Origin of the sequence: Sphingomonas sp. BGYR3, from assembly GCF_025153455.1 — a bacterium.
Classification (GTDB): domain Bacteria; phylum Pseudomonadota; class Alphaproteobacteria; order Sphingomonadales; family Sphingomonadaceae; genus Sphingomonas.
The window spans coordinates 412,032-427,031 of sequence record NZ_JANZNT010000002.1 but is presented as its reverse complement, the minus strand read 5'-3'; the positions used below and the strand labels follow the sequence as shown (position 1 = coordinate 427,031).

The following is a 15,000-nucleotide window of genomic DNA, read 5'->3' as shown; positions in this document are numbered from 1 at the left end:
GCGATGCAAGGGCGGTGGAACGGGCGGCCAGCTTCGGTCCGAAAGGCTGACAAGCAGGGAACGGCCGCTATTGGATTACAGCGCGAGTGTCAGAGGATGTGTGGAAAACGGACGGTTCGCAAGACTGCTTGAGGTAGGCACCGACGGGCTCACCTGATGCCTCGCTGCTCATAATTTTCGAGTTGCTTTTGTTGGCCAGCAAGGTCTGGCACCCTGCTGGCTCGGCGGAGCGCATCAGATAGCACGTCGCGCTGATATGGCTCTTGCGTCCAACTATCTCCCCGCTTGCTGAACTGAGTTCCGTAAATTTGCGGCTGCCCGATATTTTGCAAGTAACGATCAAGCGTGGCGGCCGCGATCCAGACTGCTTGGGACTCCCCTCGGGCAACGGCGATTACCGCGAGCGCATGTGCTTTGAGATAATCGGTAGCTTGATCGCCGTGCTGGAACACAAAGGCCGCGTAGTGGAAGTCCTGCCCGCTGCGAAGCTCGCCAGAATCGAGCAGCTGCTGAACACGGTGTCTGCGTTCTCGATCAGCGATGGCCAATGCCGCCCAGTCGACATTTTGCCCGGCCTTGAACCTTCGCGCAGCTTGGTCGGCTTCGAATATTGCCGCCATTTCCGGGTTGTTTGGCCGGGCAAAGATGCGCCTGTAGGTCGCATTCGGGTCCCAGGGGCCGAGAGCAATCTGGCCTGTCGTGCGCTCCAGGATCGCAGGTTCAGATTGAAATGCCGGGTGCCTAAGTTCCGCGCGGTCAGCATCGAGAACGTGCAAGACAAATGGGCTCCCACCTTCGTTGAAGGTCAGCTCACAGGTGTCACCTTCGATTTTTACCTCAAGCGTTTCGTGGCTGACGACCGGTCCCGAAACATCGAAGAATTTCTCTCCATCGCTCTGGAAGGTTTTTGGTCGCTCCCAAACGCCGGCCCACCCTTCCGACGTCTGTTTGACTTCAAACGTCATGAGAGGAGCCGTCTCCATCGCGAGCGACCAACGACCCGCGCAGTCACCCGCATGCGAAGGAGCTGAAAGGAGAAGGAGTAGCGGCAGAAGATGGCGAGCGAACATGATGCCACAATGTATCTGTGCTGCGACTGGCGTCAATTTCCGCTGAGGGGTCGCCAGCCGCCTGTCCGCGTTCATGCGGTTGCGGCGGGCGGATCGTCACCGGGGGCACTAGCAATATCGTCCGTTATCTGGGGTCTGGCTTCCCTGTGGCCATCCTGCCCGCTAGGGGTGCGGCGATGTTTTCCGTTCTGCCACCCCTTTGTCGATGACGACCATCGCCATCATCGTTGCCGCCGGGACGGGGAGCCGGTCCGGGTTGAGCCTGCCCAAGCAGTTCGCGCTGGTGGCCGGGCGGGCGATGATTGCGCACAGTCATGCGGCACTGAGCGGCCATCCGGGAATCGACCGGGTGGTCTGTGTGATCGGAGCGGGTCAGGACGGGTTGCTGGCCGAGGCGGTCGGGGCGGATGGCGCATGGACGACGGGCGGGGCGACGCGGCGGGAATCGGTTGCGGCGGGGCTGGACTGGATCGCGGCCAATGGCGGGGCGGCGCGGGTGCTGGTGCATGATGCGGCGCGGCCGTTCCTGTCGGATGCGGTGATCGACCGGCTGCTGGCGGCGCTGGATGCGGCAGAGGGTGCGATCCCCGCCCTGCCCGTTGCGGACACGCTGGCGCGCGGGCCGGAGGTGCTGGGCGATGTGGTGCCGCGCGACGCATTGATGCGGGTGCAGACGCCGCAGGCGTTCCGGCTGGACGCGCTGGTCGAGGCGCATCGCCGCTGGCCGGCGGCGGCAGAGGCGACCGACGATGCCCAGATGGTTCGCGCGATCGGCGGCACGGTGCGGATCGTGCCGGGCGAACGCGCGCTGGAGAAGTTCACTCATGCCGAGGATTTTGCGATGAGCCAGACCCCCGCCCTGCCCGCCTGGGTCAGCCGCAGCGCCACCGGATATGACGTCCACCGGCTGGCCGCGGGCGAGGAACTGTGGCTGGGCGGCGTGCTGATCCCGCATGACAAGGGGCTGGCCGGGCACAGCGATGCCGATGTCGCACTGCACGCCATCACCGATGCGCTGCTGGGCACCATCGGCGCGGGCGATATCGGGATGCATTTCCCGCCCAGCGACCCGCAATGGCGCGGGGCCAATTCTGCACAGTTCCTGGAGCACGCCGCATCGCTGGTCCGTGCGGCGGGCGGGATCATCGATTTCGTCGACCTGACCCTGATCTGCGAGGCGCCGAAGATCGGCCCGCATCGGGAAAGGATGCGCGAACGGATCGCGGCGCTGTTGCAGCTTGGCCCCGGCGCGGTTAGCGTGAAGGCAACAACGACAGAGCGGCTGGGCTTTACCGGTCGCGGCGAGGGGATCGCCGCCATGGCCTGTGCCACCATTACCCTGCCCCGGACCCAAGGCTGACGCATGGACACCCTGTTGCCCCCCGAACTGGTCGAGCGCGCGCGCGCGGTGATCGTGGCGAACCGGACCGCCGGGCGGACCATCGCGCTGGCCGAAAGCTGCACCGGCGGGCTGGTGGCGGCGGCGCTGACCGAGATACCGGGGTCGTCGGACGTGCTGATGGGCAGCCTGGTCACCTATTCCAACGATGCCAAGATGGACTTGCTGGGCGTCAGCCTGGACGTGCTGGAGACATTCGGCGCGGTGTCGGTGGCAACGGCGTGGAGCATGGCGCAGGGCGCGCTGAAGAAAACCGGCGCATCGGTGGCAGTGGCGATTACCGGCATTGCCGGGCCGGGCGGCGGGACGGCGAAGAAGCCCGTCGGCACGGTCGTGTTCGCCCGCGCCGACCGCAGCGCCGATCCCAATCAGGTGGTGGCCGATTCGCGCCTGTTCGACGGCGAGGGGCGCGGTGCCATCCGCCTTCAGGCGGCGTTGTGCGCGCTGGAGCTGTTGATGCCGCCGGGCGTCGATCCTGCGCCGTAAAGCGCGGCTGCCCGTTCCTCGAACGCGCCGATCATCTTGCGCAGTGCCCGGTCGAACACCTGGCCCGCCAGCATTTCGAATACGCGGTTCTTGAACTGAAAATCCACGGTGAAATCGACAAGGCAGCCGCCCTGTCCATCGGGGCGGAAGCGCCAGTCATTGTGGAGATATTTCAGCGGCCCATCGACATAATCGACATGGACGCTGTCGGGCCGCACCTTTTTCACCCGCGAGGTGAAGGTTTCGCGCAGCCCCTTGAACCCCACGATCATGTCAGCGACCATTTCGGTATCGCTGTCTGATCGCACGCGGATCGCGCTGACCCAGGGCAGAAATTCCGCATAGCGGCCGACATCCGCGACCAGCGTGAACATCTGATCGGGGGTATAGGGCAAGGCGCGGGTTTCGGTGTGCTTTGGCATCCGGTCAGCCGCGGGCCAGCCGAGCCTCCCGCGCGGCGCGCAGCCGGGCGAAATCGTCGCCGGCATGATAGCTGGAGCGGGTGAGCGGCGAGGAAGCGACGAGCAGGAACCCCTTGGCCCGCGCGATGGAGGCATAGGCGTCGAACGCCTGCGGCGTCACGAAATCCATCACCTTGGCATGGCGCGGCGTCGGCTGAAGATACTGGCCCATGGTCAGGAAATCGATGTCGGCGGACCGCATGTCGTCCATCACCTGATGCACCTCCATCCGTTCCTCTCCCAGGCCGAGCATGACGCCCGATTTGGTGAAGATCGAGGGATCGAGGCGCTTGACTGTTTCGAGGAGGCGCAGCGAGGCATAATAACGCGCGCCCGGCCGGATCGTCGGATAGAGCCGCGGGACCGTTTCCAGATTGTGGTTATAGACGTCCGGCCGCGCGGCGACGATCGCCTCGATCGCGGCCTCTGCCTTGTTCCGGAAATCGGGGGTCAGGATTTCGATGGTGGTGTTCGGCGTGTTCCGGCGCAGCGCCTCGATCACCTTGACGAACTGGCTGGCGCCGCCATCGGGCAGGTCGTCGCGGTCGACCGAGGTGATGACGATATGTTCAAGCCCCATCTTGGCCGCCGCAACCGCGACATGTTCCGGCTCAAGCGGATCGACCTTGCGCGGCATCCCGGTCTTGACGTTGCAGAACGCGCAGGCGCGGGTGCACACATCGCCCAGGATCATCACCGTCGCGTGCTTTTTGGTCCAACATTCACCGATGTTCGGGCACGCTGCCTCCTCGCACACCGTGGCGAGGTTGAGGTCGCGCATCAGCTTGCGCGTTTCGGCATAGCCGGGCGAGGTTGGCGCCTTGACCCGGATCCAGTCGGGTTTGCGCTGACGCGGCTCGACAGCAGGCGGAATCGGGCGGGCCACGGGCGTCGGATCGTTCATGCTGCGCGAAATAGCGATGGCCGCCCGCCAGCACAACAGGTGCATCGGTTGCATCCATTGCAGTCATAGATGCACGCTATGACATTCCGCCCTTTCATTCGATGAGTTATAGTCCGACGTGGGGGGCTGAAACATCGCAACGATGAAGGGAGCCCGGATGACCTATTTCAACGACCTGCTCGACGGATATCAACGGTTTCGCACGGCGGATTACCGCCGCCAGCATGAACGCTGGGCGCAGCTGAAGGACGGCCAGGCGCCGAAGGTGATGGTGATCGGTTGCGCCGACAGCCGCGTGGAGCCTTCGCAGATTTTCGACACCCTGCCCGGCGAAATCTTTGTCGTGCGCAACGTCGCCAACCTGGTCCCGCCGTACGAGACGACGCCGGGCCATCACGGCGTGTCGGCCGCGCTGGAATTCGCTGTCACCAAACTGGGCGTCGAGGAAATCGTCGTGATCGGCCATGGCAAGTGCGGCGGTGCGCACGCCGCGCTGACCGAGATGTTCCATGATGCCGAACGCGGCGATGGCGGGTTCGTCCATGACTGGGTCAGCCTGCTGGACGGCGCACGGGAAAAGGTGAAGGCGAAGTTCGGCGACAGCCCGGACCTGGGCCGCGAAATGGAGCTGGAGACGGTTCGCACGTCGCTGGCCAACCTGATGACCTTTCCCTTCGTCAAGTCGCGGGTCGAGGCCGGCACGCTGAAGCTGCACGGCGCCTATTTCGCGATCACCGACGGCGAATTGTGGACGATGGGCGAGGATGGCGAGTTCGTATCCCAGCTGAAGTCCGCGCCCGCGCTGGCGTAATGAAAAGGGGGGGCGGCCGGTGTTGCCCGGCCGCCCCTGCCCCCTGCCCCCTCGCTTCAGTTCAGATCGCGGCGACCACCCGGCCGTCGAAACAGGTCACGGCCCGGCCGCAGATCCAGGTGACATCCCCGGCATAGCGGACGAAGATCCGGCCATCGCGGCCAATGGCCGTCCCTTGGCGCGCGACATAATCCCCCGATACATGGCCTGCCTGTTTCAGCCACAAGGCGGCGGCGGCATTGAAGCTGCCCGTGACGGGATCCTCGATCAGCATACCGGCCGCGTCGGTGAACAGGGTACGGATTTCCCAGTCCGCCGGGCCACCGGGCGCGTGCCGCCCGATCAGGCCGAATTCCGCCCGCATGCCCAGCGCCCGCACCGGATCGACCGCCAGCACGGCATCCGCATCGCGCAGGATCAAGCCCAGCCAGCCGGGGCCGTTATCGGCCCATGCCGCCGCCTCCACCTGTTCCGCATCGAGGCGCAGGATCGCCAGCGCCCGGGCCAGCACATCGCCATCGACCGGGCCGGACCGGATCAGCGGCGGCGCGGCAAAGCCGATGGTGTCGCCGAATTGCGCCAGCTCAACCAGGCCGATGCCGCACTGCTGAACGATGCGCCCCGCCGACTTTGGCGTGCCGCCCATCGCGGTCCACGCGTGACAGGCGCCCAGCGTCGGATGCCCGGCAAAGGGCAATTCGCGGTCCAGCGTGAAAATGCGCACCCGGTAATCCGCCGCCGGATCATCGGGCGGCAACAGGAACGCGGTTTCGGACAGGTTGAACCAGCGGGTAATGGCCTGAAGCGTCGCGGTGTCGGCATCTCGTTCCAGCCGCAGGACGGGCAGCGGGTTGCCGGTGAACGGGCCGTTGGCGAACACATCGACCATCACGAAATCGCGCACGATATCCTGCATCGTCATGCGCCCTTTCCGGTCAGCGCTGCACGGGCCATCGCCTCGAACCCCGGATCGACGGGCGGCGGGTCCATCGGCACATTCGCCTCCAGCCGGTCCGCGATCGCGGTCAGCGCGGCGATGCGGCCTGCCTTGCGGTTGTTGCCGTCGATCACCGTCCAGGGTGCCCAGCGGCTGTGCGTGCGGGCGAACATGTCGTGGATCGCCTCGATATATTCGGGGCGGCGGGCGCGGTTGCGATAGTCATCGGGACCGGTTTTCCAGCGTTTCCACGGATCGTCCAGCCGCTCGGCAAATTCCTTGTCCTGTTTCGCCTGGGTGATGTGGACGAACAGCTTGACCAGCGTGGTGCCGCAATCGGTCTGTTGCGCCTCGAACTCGTTGATTTCGTCATAGCCGCGCTGCCATTCGGCCTCGGTCGCATAACGTTCGACGCGCTCCACCAGCACGCGGCCATACCAGGTGCGGTCGAAGACATGGATGTGGCCCGGCCCCGGCACCCGCGTCCAGAAGCGATAGAGGAAATGCCGGCCCTGTTCCAACGGCGTGGGGGCGGCAATGGGGTGCACTTCGAACCAGCGCGGGTCGAGGTTGGCGGTCAGCGCCTTAATGATCCCGCCCTTGCCGGCGGCGTCCCACCCCTCGATCGCGACGATCGCCTTTCGCTTGTGCAGGATGTGCGCGACCTGAATCCGTTCGAGCCGGTCCTGCAGCGCCTTTAGCGCATCCGCATATTCCCCGTCGAATTCGGCCCCGGTTTCGTAATCGGACAGTTGGAACATCAGCGCCTCCCGCGCCATCCCCTAGCATGAATGGCGCGGGCACGCGAAGCGGTCAGCCGATCCGTACCGGCGCAAGTCGCGGGGAAAGCAGGTGGATCATCCCGACCGCCAGGAAATAGACGACGGTGCAGCAGGCAAAGATCACCGTGTAATTGCCGTCCGTGGCATCGAGGACAAGGCCGGTGGATTTGGCCATGATCATGCCGCCCACCCCGCCGGCAAAGCCGCCAAGGCCGATGACCGATCCCACCGCGCGTTTCGGAAACATGTCCGGCGGAACGGCGAGCAGGTTCGACGAAAACGCCTGATGCCCCGCCAGTGCCAGGCCGATCAGGCCGACCGCCAGCCACATATTTTCCAGCCCCGACACGAACAGCAGCGGCAGGACGCACAGGCCGGCCAGGATCATCGTCGTTTTTCGCGCGACATTGGGGGTGCGGCCCGACTGGATCAGGCGCGACGACAGCCAGCCGCCCGCGATGCTGCCCACATCGGACAGGAGATACATCACGATCATCGGCAGCAGCACGACCTTGAGGTCGACATTATAGGTGCTGCTGAAATATTTCGGCAGCCAGAACAGCATCAGGAACCAGACGGGATCGGTCAGGAACTTTGCGCTGGCAAAGGCCCATGCCTCCCGCGTGCGGACGACCTGACCCCAGCCCAGCTTTTCGATGCGTTCCGGCGGATCATGTTCGATCCAGGCGAGTTCCGCCTCGCTGACCTGTCCCGCCTTGTCGCGCGGATTGCTGTACCACCACAGCCACAGCATCATCAGCACCGCGCCGAAGATGCCGGTATAGAAAAACGTCTCGCGCCAGCCGAAGCCCATGAAGGTCATGAACAGCCAGAGCGTCGGCGCGGTCAGGATGACGCCGATGGTCGTCGCGGAATTGACCCAGCCAATGGCATAGGCGCGTTCCTTTTGCGGGAACCATTCGCTGCTGGCGCGGACGACGGAGGGGAAATGCCCCGCCTCCCCCACGCCCAGCACGACGCGGGCGGCCATGAACGCACCGACAGACGAGGCAAAGCCATGCGCGACATGGCCGATGGTCCACACGCCGATGGCGATGGCATAGCCGATTTTTGGCCCGAACCGGTCGACCAGCCAGCCCATGAGCAGAAAGCCAAGGGCATAGGCGGCCTGAAACGCGGTGACGATGTTGCCATAGTCATTTTCGTTCCAGCCAAGCTCGTCGCCCAGCATCGGGGCCAGCAGGCCCAGCATGGTGCGGTCGATGTAATTGACCGTGGTGGCGCAGAACAGCAGCGCGATGATCGACCAGCGGACACGGCCGGTGCGGCGGACGGGCGGCGCGCCCGCTTCGACAGGGGCGACGCCGGCGGTCATGCCGCGACGATCGTGCAATCGACCGTCATGTCGGCAAAGGCTGCCGTCACATGCTGGCCGGGGCGGACCGGATGGACGCCGGTAACGGCCCCCGACGAAATCCATTGTCCCGGGTGGACAGTGATCCCGCGCCGGGCGAGCGTGCCGAACAGGAATGCAGCCGCGCCGATCGGCCCGTCCAGCATCGTGCGCGCGCTTGCGGTGCCCGCCACTTCGCCATCGATGCGCAGTTCGACCGGCCAGTCGAAAAAGTCGCCATCGCGCCAATGGGGTACGGGTGCGCCAATCACCATGCCGTGGTTATTGCCAAAATCGGAGATGGTGACCAGCGGGCCGAGCGCATTGATGCCCGGAAAGGGCGAGCTGGCGATTTCGATGCCGATATGCACCGCATCCAGCAGGGCGGCGGCCTCTTCATGCGTGAAATCGGTCTTGCCCGGTTCGGGCGCGGCGGCGATGCGCAGCAGATATTCGGCCTCTGCTGCGGCAAACCCGTGTTCAAAGACGGGCATGGCGCACCCGTCCCCCTCGACCACCGTGCCGGCGAAGATCGGCCCTTCCAGCCGGTCGCGGCCCAGCACCTGGTCCATCGGCGGCGGGATCTTACCCACTTTCCACCCGGCAACCGGGGTATCGACCAGCGACAGGGCAAAATCCTGGATCGCGTGCGCCTCGGCCAGGCTGGCCGGCAGCGCGCCGGGATATTCCGCCAGCGCGCGGCGCTCACGGCGTGCAGCGACAAATGCGCGCGCAATGGCTTCACCCATGTGCATCAGACGCCCCCTCCTCATTTTCATCTGGCGTTACAAGAGGGGTATATGCAGACACCGGTGTCAATGACAAGTAGGGCGCATTGGCCTTTGCGACAGGCGGCGTTATGGTCGGCAGTGAAATGAAGAAAACCAGTCAATCGACGATCAACGATGTCGCCCGCGAAGCCGGGGTGTCGAAAAAGACGGTCAGCCGCGTCATCAACCAGTCCCCCCTGCTGAACGCCGAAACGCGCGAGCGGGTGGAGGCAGTGATCGCGCGGCTGGGCTATATCCCCAATCCCCAGGCACGGGCGCTGGCCCTGCGGCGCAATTTCCTGATCGGGCTGATCCACGACAACCCCAATCCGCACATGGTGCTGAACGTGCAGCAGGGGCTGCTGGAGGTGCTGCGCGATACCGAGTTCGAGCTGATAGTCCATCCCGTCGACCGCGGATCGCCGACGATGCTGGATGACATTCACCGGTTTCTGGAACGGCAGCGCCCCTATGGCGTCATGCTGTTGCCGCCGATTTCGGAGCATGATTCGCTGGCCGCGCTGTGTGCGGGGATCGGCACGCGCTACGTGCGGATGGGGTCGGCAGCGTTCGACGATGCCCAGCACATGGTGGCATCGAACGACCGCGAAGCGGTGCGCGGGGCGGTCGATTACCTGATCGATGCGGGGCATCGCCGGATCGGGTTCGTCCATGGCCCGATCGGGTTCCGGTCGGCATCCGAACGGGCCGAGGGATATCTGAGCGCGATGGAAGCCGCGGGCATCGGCGTGCAGCGGACCTTCATGGCGCAGGGCGATTACACGTTCGAATCCGGGATGCGCGCGGCCGAGCGGCTGCTTGACCTGTCCCCCCGCCCGACTGCGGTATTCTGTTCCAACGACGCCATGGCGGCGGGCGTGCTGCACACCGCGCGGCAACGGGGGCTGGAGGTGCCGCGCGACCTGTCCATCGTCGGGTTCGACGATACGACCATCGCGTCCTATCTGTGGCCGCCGCTGACGACGGTGCGCTGGCCGATCGCGACCATGGCGCGGGCCGCGGCGCTGAAACTGATCAGCGATGGCGAGGCTCCGGCAGAAAAGGGCGATTCGCTGTTCGTGTCGACACTGATCCGGCGGGCGTCGGTGACCGCCCCGGCGGAATGACCGGGGCATATTGGCCGGTTCCGGGGCGATCCGACCCCTGGTCTTGCACAGCAATCTGACACCGGTTACCAGCTGGGCGGTAAGGCCGGAAGGTGATAGCAGCCAATGGACGGCGCGCCGCGGGCAACCCAACGGCGCGGATCACATAAGGGACCATCGGACATGAAGATCGCATTGATCATTGAGAACAGCCAGGCGGCGAAGAGTGGTGTGGTGCATGAGGCGCTGAGCGAGGTTGCGGGCGGTTTCGGGCACGAGGTGTTTCATTACGGCATGTACGCGCCGGAGGATAAGGCGTCGCTGACCTATGTGATGAACGGGTTGCTGGCGGGCATCCTGCTGAACAGCGGTGCGGCGGATTTCGTGGTGACCGGTTGCGGCACGGGCATGGGGTCGATGCTGGCGGCCAATTCGATGCCGGGGGTGTTCTGCGGCCTAGTGATCGATCCGACTGATGCGTTCCTGTTCGGTCAGATCAATGACGGCAACGCGATCTCGATGCCCTATTCCAAGGGGTTCGGCTGGGCGGCCGAACTGAACCTGCGCGATGTCTATGCCAAGCTGTTCGATGGCGAGCGCGGCCTTGGCTATCCGCGCGAGCGGGCCGAGATCATGCGCCGGAACCGCGGCATCCTGAAGGATCTGAAGGCGGTGACCTGCAATGACATGCTGACGGTGCTGAAGAATGTCGATCAGGATCTGCTGCGCGCCACCATCGCGGGCGAGCGGTTCCAGGAATATTTCTTCGCCAACGCGACCGATGCGGCGATCAGCGATTACCTGAAAGAGGTGCTAGCCGCAGAGCCTGCGCTTTCCTGATCCCCGCATCCTGATCCCCTTGACCGGCGGGGCGCGGGCGCGCGTCCCGGCCGGATACGGAGCCTTTGCCCCTGCCATGACCCATCCCTTTGACCTTACCGGCCGCGTCGCGGCGATCACGGGCGCCAATACCGGCATCGGCCAGGGCATTGCGCTGGCGCTGGCTGCGGCCGGAGCCGACGTTGCGCTGATCGGGCGCACGCCCGCGACCGAGACGGCCGAACAGGTGACCGCGCTTGGCCGCCGCGCCGCGATCATCAGCGCCGACCTGTCCAGCATCGAGCCTGTGGGCAGGGTTGTGGACGAAACCGTGGAGAAGCTCGGCGGGCTGCACATCCTGGTCAACAATGCCGGGATCATCCGCCGCGCCGACAGCATCGATTTTACCGAGGCGGACTGGGATGCGGTGGTCGACACCAACCTCAAATCCGTGTTCTTCCTGTGTCAGGCCGCCGCCCGGCACATGATCCCCAATGGCGGCGGCAGCATCATCAACATCGCCTCGATGCTGACGTTCCAGGGCGGCATCCGCGTGCCCAGCTATACCGCCTCCAAATCCGGCATTGGCGGCCTGACCAAGCTGCTTGCCTGCGAATGGGCATCGAAGGGCATCACGGTCAACGCCATCGCGCCCGGATACATCGCCACCAACAACACCGCCGCGCTGCAGGCGGACGAAACCCGCAACCGCCAGATCCTGGAACGCATCCCCGCCGGGCGGTGGGGCGAGCCAGACGACCTGGGCGGCGCCGCCGTGTTCCTCGCCTCCCCCGCCGCCCGATATGTCCAGGGCCACATCCTCGCCGTCGATGGCGGATGGCTGGCGAGGTGATGCAGCGCCAATGATCGATCGCCGGACGCTGCTGATCGCCGGGGCCGCATCGACGATGGCCACCCCGGCATGGGCAGCAGACGACCCGGTTGCGGCCGGACCGGGCGGCCGCTGGCGCGGCATCCGCGACCGCGGCGTTCAGGCGTTTCTGGGCATCCGATATGGCGAGGATATGAGCCGTCGGCGGTTTCAGCCGCCGGTCGCGCCGCCGCCGGTGCGCGATATCCAGCCCGCGACGGTCATCAGCCCGACCTGTCCGCAACGCGGGCGCGGCGACGGGCAGCGTGAGGATTGCCTGTTCCTCAACATCTGGACCCCCGAGGCGCGCAGGGGCGCAGGGCGTCCCGTTATGGTGTATTTCCACGGCGGTGCCTATTCGGGCGGCACGGTTGCCGATCCGCTGGTCGAAGGGGCGCGGCTGGCGGCGAGCGAGGATGTCGTCGTCGTCACGGTGAACCACCGGCTGAACCTGCTCGGCTATCTCTATCTGGCGCGCGTCGACCCGCGCTTTCCCGACAGCGGCAATTGCGGGCAGCTCGACCTGATCCTCGCCCTGCGCTGGGTGCGGGACAATATCGCGGGCTTTGGCGGCGATCCGGGGCGCGTCATGCTGTTCGGCCAGTCCGGCGGCGGGGCAAAGATCGCCACGCTGATGGCGATGCCGGCGGCAAGCGGCCTGTTCCACGCCGCCGCGACGATGAGCGGGCAGCAGGTGACGGCGTCCGGCCCGCTGAATGCCACGCGCCGGGCGCACGCGGTGCTGGAGAGGCTGAACGCGACGCCAGAGGCGCTGACGACGATGCCGGTCGAGCGGCTGATCGAGGGGTTGTCGGCGGAGGACCCGATCCTGGGCGGCGGGGTCTATATGGGGCCGGTGCTGGATATGCGGTCGCTGACCCGCCACCCCTTCTGGCCCGACGCGCATCCGCTGGGCCGCGGGATCCCGATGATCCTGGGCAATACGCGGGACGAGACGCGGGCCTTTATCGATCCCGCCAGCGATAAGGTGCTGACGCTGAACTGGGACAATCTGGCCGAGCGGATCGCGCCGGACCTGCGCATCGATGCGCATCCCGAATGGGTGGTGGCGCAATATCGCGCGCGGTTTCCGGGGATGAGCCCCGCCGACCTGTTCTATGCCGCGACCACCGCGGGCCGAAGCTGGCGCGGACAGGTGATCGAGGCGGAGGAGCGGGCGCGGGCGGGCGTGCCGGCCTGGGTCTATCAGTTCGATTACCCATCCCCCGTCCAGCCGATGCGGCGGGCGGCGCATACCGACGACATTCCGATGGTGTTCGGCACGCTGGACGCGCCGGGATCGGTGAGCGGGACGGATGCGGCCGCGCGGGCGCTGTCGGCGACGATGATGCGCGCCTTTGCCAGTCTGGCCCGTCGCGGCGATCCGGCTCATGCCGGGATGCCGCGCTGGCCGCGCCATGGGCTGGACCGGCGGGCGACGATGATCTTTGACCGCACGTGCCGGATCGAGAACGATCCGCGCGGATGGGAACGCGAGTTGTTCGCGCGCTTTCCCTATATCCAGCCGGGCACCTGACCCGCCGCGCGGCGAATCAGGCGCGCGCAATCATTGCCGCATGGCGCGATCCCGCGCGCTTTGCGTTTCCTGAACCGGGCCCTGCTGCCCCGGATAGCGGCCGGAGCGCGGCTCCATCGTATCAAGGTTCCATTCTGCATCGACAAAGGGAGCACGGGTCGGCTTTTGAACGGGATAGCCGCCCACTTCCTTTTCATCGTCGATGATATTGCCGCGCCCCTCGGCAATGAAGAACAGGACGCGGATATCGTCGGCATCCCGGTCCCACGGGCGGGCGCCGGCATTGGCAAGGATGTGGGTTTCAAGCTGGGCCGCGGGCATGACCGGCAGGCCGGTCGGCCAGACAAGGGGCTGCTTTGCCTCGATCAGCCGCGCCCTGGTGATGCCATAGCGGCCGAACATGGGCAGCGGATTGCCGAACTTGTCCACCGCCACATTGTCGCGGGCGTGATAGCGAAGGTCGCCGTCGCCGCCCAGCATCATGAACGGCAGCCCGGCATCGGTCGAGGGACCGCCGCGAAGGACATTGCCGACCGCGGACAATTCGCCCGTCTGATAGGGATAGCCCGCCCATTCCAACGCCATCAGGTTGTAATGCACCGCGCGCTTGCCGGGATCGTAGATCAGATTGTTGACCACCGCGGCATGAACCCCGCCCTTCAGCAGCGGCGAGCGTTCGACATTATGGGCATAGATGTTGCGCCAGATCAGGATGCCGGTGGCGTTGTCGTGGATCAGCGAGCCCTTGCTGTGCTCGCCCTTTGGATGGCTCGCATTGGCCAGCCCCTCGGCGAGCAGATTGTAGCTGAAGGTGATGTTGTGGCTGGTGTTGCGGCGCCACTCCTCGACCGTATCGCCGGTGAAGCGCGGGCCGGAGGCGGACAGATTCTCGTCCGCCGCCCAGGTCATGGTGCAGTGATCGACGATCACGTTGCGAGCGGCGATGGTGGACATGGCATCCACTTCCCAGCCGGAACGCTTGGCTGCGCCGTCGGCACCGGGGCGGATGCGGATATGGCGGACGATCACGTCATGGGTGCGGATGTCGATCCCGCCCTTGATGAAGGTGATGCCGGGCGACGGCGCGGTCTGACCGGCGATGGTCAGGAACGGTTCGCGGATGGTGAGCGTGGTGCGGCCCATGTCGATCACGCCGCCGACCTCGAACACCACGATGCGCGGCCCCTTTGCCTCCACCGCTTCCTTGAAGCTGCCCGGACCGTCGGCGTTCAGCGTGGTGACCCGGATGATGCGCCCGCCGCGCCCGCCCGGCGTCTGCGCCGCCCAGCCCTGAGCGCCGGGAAAGGCGGATTGCGCGGCCGATCCGGTTTCCTGATCCGGCGCAAGCGCGATGGCACCGGCAAGCGGTGAAACAGCCAACAGGAATGCAATGCCGAAACCCTTCATCACCACCCATCCTCTCGATCGATCCTGCGGACCTTTGCGCATTGATATGACACCGGTTTCTGATCGCGTAAATGGGCAAGTCGTTTTGGGGGGCGGCCAGAGCAGCGATCGGGCATCGGGAGGCGCCGGGGCGGGTTGCCGGGCGCAGGTAAGGCAAGATCGGGCGATTTTGCGGTATCTTGAGCGTGGATTTGACCGGCGCGGCCGCCGGTCAGGTCCTGCTAAGGTTGCGAAAATCGAGCCGTTCCAAAAAACACGGTTGCCTTATGACACCGGTAACAATAGC

General features: G+C 65.6%; 15 protein-coding genes. 7 read left to right on the top strand and 8 right to left on the bottom strand.

Annotated features, from left to right (window positions below):
• Positions 1-149: 149 nt before the first annotated feature.
• A complete protein-coding gene (locus NYR55_RS13930) occupies positions 150-965 on the bottom strand; it encodes a hypothetical protein (RefSeq protein ID WP_260022146.1) in 816 nt (271 codons plus the stop codon).
• A 310-nt stretch (positions 966-1,275) separates the two neighbouring features.
• Here NYR55_RS13930 and NYR55_RS13925 point away from each other — a divergent pair, with 310 nt between their 5' ends.
• Together NYR55_RS13925 and NYR55_RS13920 are read left to right on the top strand one after the other, a co-directional pair.
• Positions 1,276-2,430 carry a bifunctional 2-C-methyl-D-erythritol 4-phosphate cytidylyltransferase/2-C-methyl-D-erythritol 2,4-cyclodiphosphate synthase gene (locus NYR55_RS13925; protein ID WP_260022145.1) on the top strand — a complete coding sequence of 385 codons (1,155 nt, stop codon included), beginning with the start codon at positions 1,276-1,278 and terminating at the stop codon, positions 2,428-2,430.
• Positions 2,431-2,433: 3 nt separating this feature from the next.
• Entirely contained in the window at positions 2,434-2,955 is a 522-nt protein-coding gene (locus tag NYR55_RS13920; protein ID WP_260022144.1) for a CinA family protein, read from the top strand.
• On the opposite strand, the gene NYR55_RS13915 is transcribed toward NYR55_RS13920, so the two are convergent.
• Positions 2,895-3,377, bottom strand: a complete 483-nt coding sequence (locus NYR55_RS13915; protein ID WP_260022143.1) for a type II toxin-antitoxin system RatA family toxin — start codon at positions 3,375-3,377, stop codon at positions 2,895-2,897. The genes NYR55_RS13920 and NYR55_RS13915 overlap by 61 nt on opposite strands.
• Before the next feature lie 4 nt (positions 3,378-3,381).
• Positions 3,382-4,320: a lipoyl synthase gene (gene lipA, locus NYR55_RS13910; protein ID WP_260022142.1), complete on the bottom strand. Its 939-nt coding sequence runs from the start codon at positions 4,318-4,320 to the stop codon at positions 3,382-3,384.
• A gap of 157 nt (positions 4,321-4,477) precedes the next feature.
• On the opposite strand from lipA, the gene NYR55_RS13905 reads away from it, so the two are divergent.
• Positions 4,478-5,131, top strand: a complete 654-nt coding sequence (locus tag NYR55_RS13905; protein WP_260022141.1) for a carbonic anhydrase — start codon at positions 4,478-4,480, stop codon at positions 5,129-5,131.
• Between the two features lie 61 nt (positions 5,132-5,192).
• Here the strand turns inward: NYR55_RS13905 and NYR55_RS13900 are convergent, their stop codons facing one another.
• The 4 genes from NYR55_RS13900 to NYR55_RS13885 are packed head-to-tail and all read right to left on the bottom strand — an operon-like array spanning position 5,193 to position 8,959.
• Complete coding sequence (locus NYR55_RS13900; protein WP_260022140.1) at positions 5,193-6,053, bottom strand: PhzF family phenazine biosynthesis protein; 861 nt, start codon at positions 6,051-6,053, stop codon at positions 5,193-5,195.
• Positions 6,050-6,832 carry a polyphosphate kinase gene (locus tag NYR55_RS13895; RefSeq protein ID WP_260022393.1) on the bottom strand — a complete coding sequence of 261 codons (783 nt, stop codon included), beginning with the start codon at positions 6,830-6,832 and terminating at the stop codon, positions 6,050-6,052. Before NYR55_RS13895 ends, NYR55_RS13900 begins: the two co-directional genes overlap by 4 nt.
• 49 nt (positions 6,833-6,881) lie before the next feature.
• Positions 6,882-8,186: an MFS transporter gene (locus tag NYR55_RS13890; protein WP_260022139.1), complete on the bottom strand. Its 1,305-nt coding sequence runs from the start codon at positions 8,184-8,186 to the stop codon at positions 6,882-6,884.
• Entirely contained in the window at positions 8,183-8,959 is a 777-nt protein-coding gene (locus NYR55_RS13885) for a 2-keto-4-pentenoate hydratase (RefSeq protein WP_260022138.1), read from the bottom strand. Before NYR55_RS13885 ends, NYR55_RS13890 begins: the two co-directional genes overlap by 4 nt.
• Before the next feature lie 119 nt (positions 8,960-9,078).
• Here NYR55_RS13885 and NYR55_RS13880 point away from each other — a divergent pair, with 119 nt between their 5' ends.
• From NYR55_RS13880 to NYR55_RS13865, 4 genes are all read left to right on the top strand, one after another.
• Positions 9,079-10,101 carry a LacI family DNA-binding transcriptional regulator gene (locus tag NYR55_RS13880; RefSeq protein WP_260022137.1) on the top strand — a complete coding sequence of 341 codons (1,023 nt, stop codon included), beginning with the start codon at positions 9,079-9,081 and terminating at the stop codon, positions 10,099-10,101.
• Positions 10,102-10,263: 162 nt separating this feature from the next.
• Positions 10,264-10,920 (top strand): RpiB/LacA/LacB family sugar-phosphate isomerase, encoded by a 657-nt coding sequence (locus tag NYR55_RS13875; RefSeq protein ID WP_260022136.1) that lies wholly within the window; start codon positions 10,264-10,266, stop codon positions 10,918-10,920.
• 76 nt (positions 10,921-10,996) lie between these two features.
• Entirely contained in the window at positions 10,997-11,752 is a 756-nt protein-coding gene (gene kduD, locus NYR55_RS13870; protein ID WP_260022135.1) for a 2-dehydro-3-deoxy-D-gluconate 5-dehydrogenase KduD, read from the top strand.
• Between the two features lie 10 nt (positions 11,753-11,762).
• Positions 11,763-13,307, top strand: coding sequence for a carboxylesterase/lipase family protein (locus NYR55_RS13865; RefSeq protein ID WP_260022134.1), 1,545 nt, complete (start codon positions 11,763-11,765; stop codon positions 13,305-13,307).
• A gap of 30 nt (positions 13,308-13,337) precedes the next feature.
• On the opposite strand, the gene NYR55_RS13860 is transcribed toward NYR55_RS13865, so the two are convergent.
• Positions 13,338-14,714, bottom strand: a complete 1,377-nt coding sequence (locus NYR55_RS13860; RefSeq protein WP_260022392.1) for a pectate lyase — start codon at positions 14,712-14,714, stop codon at positions 13,338-13,340.
• Between the last annotated feature and the right edge of the window lie 286 nt (positions 14,715-15,000).

Coding starts and splice junctions, on each gene's coding strand:
- NYR55_RS13930 (WP_260022146.1), bottom strand. CDS start 965: ATGACGTTTGAAGTCAAACAGACGTCGGAAGGGTGGGCCGGCGTTTGG.
- NYR55_RS13925 (WP_260022145.1), top strand. CDS start 1,276: ATGACGACCATCGCCATCATCGTTGCCGCCGGGACGGGGAGCCGGTCC.
- NYR55_RS13920 (WP_260022144.1), top strand. CDS start 2,434: ATGGACACCCTGTTGCCCCCCGAACTGGTCGAGCGCGCGCGCGCGGTG.
- NYR55_RS13915 (WP_260022143.1), bottom strand. CDS start 3,377: ATGCCAAAGCACACCGAAACCCGCGCCTTGCCCTATACCCCCGATCAG.
- lipA (WP_260022142.1), bottom strand. CDS start 4,320: ATGAACGATCCGACGCCCGTGGCCCGCCCGATTCCGCCTGCTGTCGAG.
- NYR55_RS13905 (WP_260022141.1), top strand. CDS start 4,478: ATGACCTATTTCAACGACCTGCTCGACGGATATCAACGGTTTCGCACG.
- NYR55_RS13900 (WP_260022140.1), bottom strand. CDS start 6,053: ATGACGATGCAGGATATCGTGCGCGATTTCGTGATGGTCGATGTGTTC.
- NYR55_RS13890 (WP_260022139.1), bottom strand. CDS start 8,186: ATGACCGCCGGCGTCGCCCCTGTCGAAGCGGGCGCGCCGCCCGTCCGC.
- NYR55_RS13885 (WP_260022138.1), bottom strand. CDS start 8,959: ATGCACATGGGTGAAGCCATTGCGCGCGCATTTGTCGCTGCACGCCGT.
- NYR55_RS13880 (WP_260022137.1), top strand. CDS start 9,079: ATGAAGAAAACCAGTCAATCGACGATCAACGATGTCGCCCGCGAAGCC.
- NYR55_RS13875 (WP_260022136.1), top strand. CDS start 10,264: ATGAAGATCGCATTGATCATTGAGAACAGCCAGGCGGCGAAGAGTGGT.
- kduD (WP_260022135.1), top strand. CDS start 10,997: ATGACCCATCCCTTTGACCTTACCGGCCGCGTCGCGGCGATCACGGGC.
- NYR55_RS13865 (WP_260022134.1), top strand. CDS start 11,763: ATGATCGATCGCCGGACGCTGCTGATCGCCGGGGCCGCATCGACGATG.
- NYR55_RS13860 (WP_260022392.1), bottom strand. CDS start 14,714: ATGAAGGGTTTCGGCATTGCATTCCTGTTGGCTGTTTCACCGCTTGCC.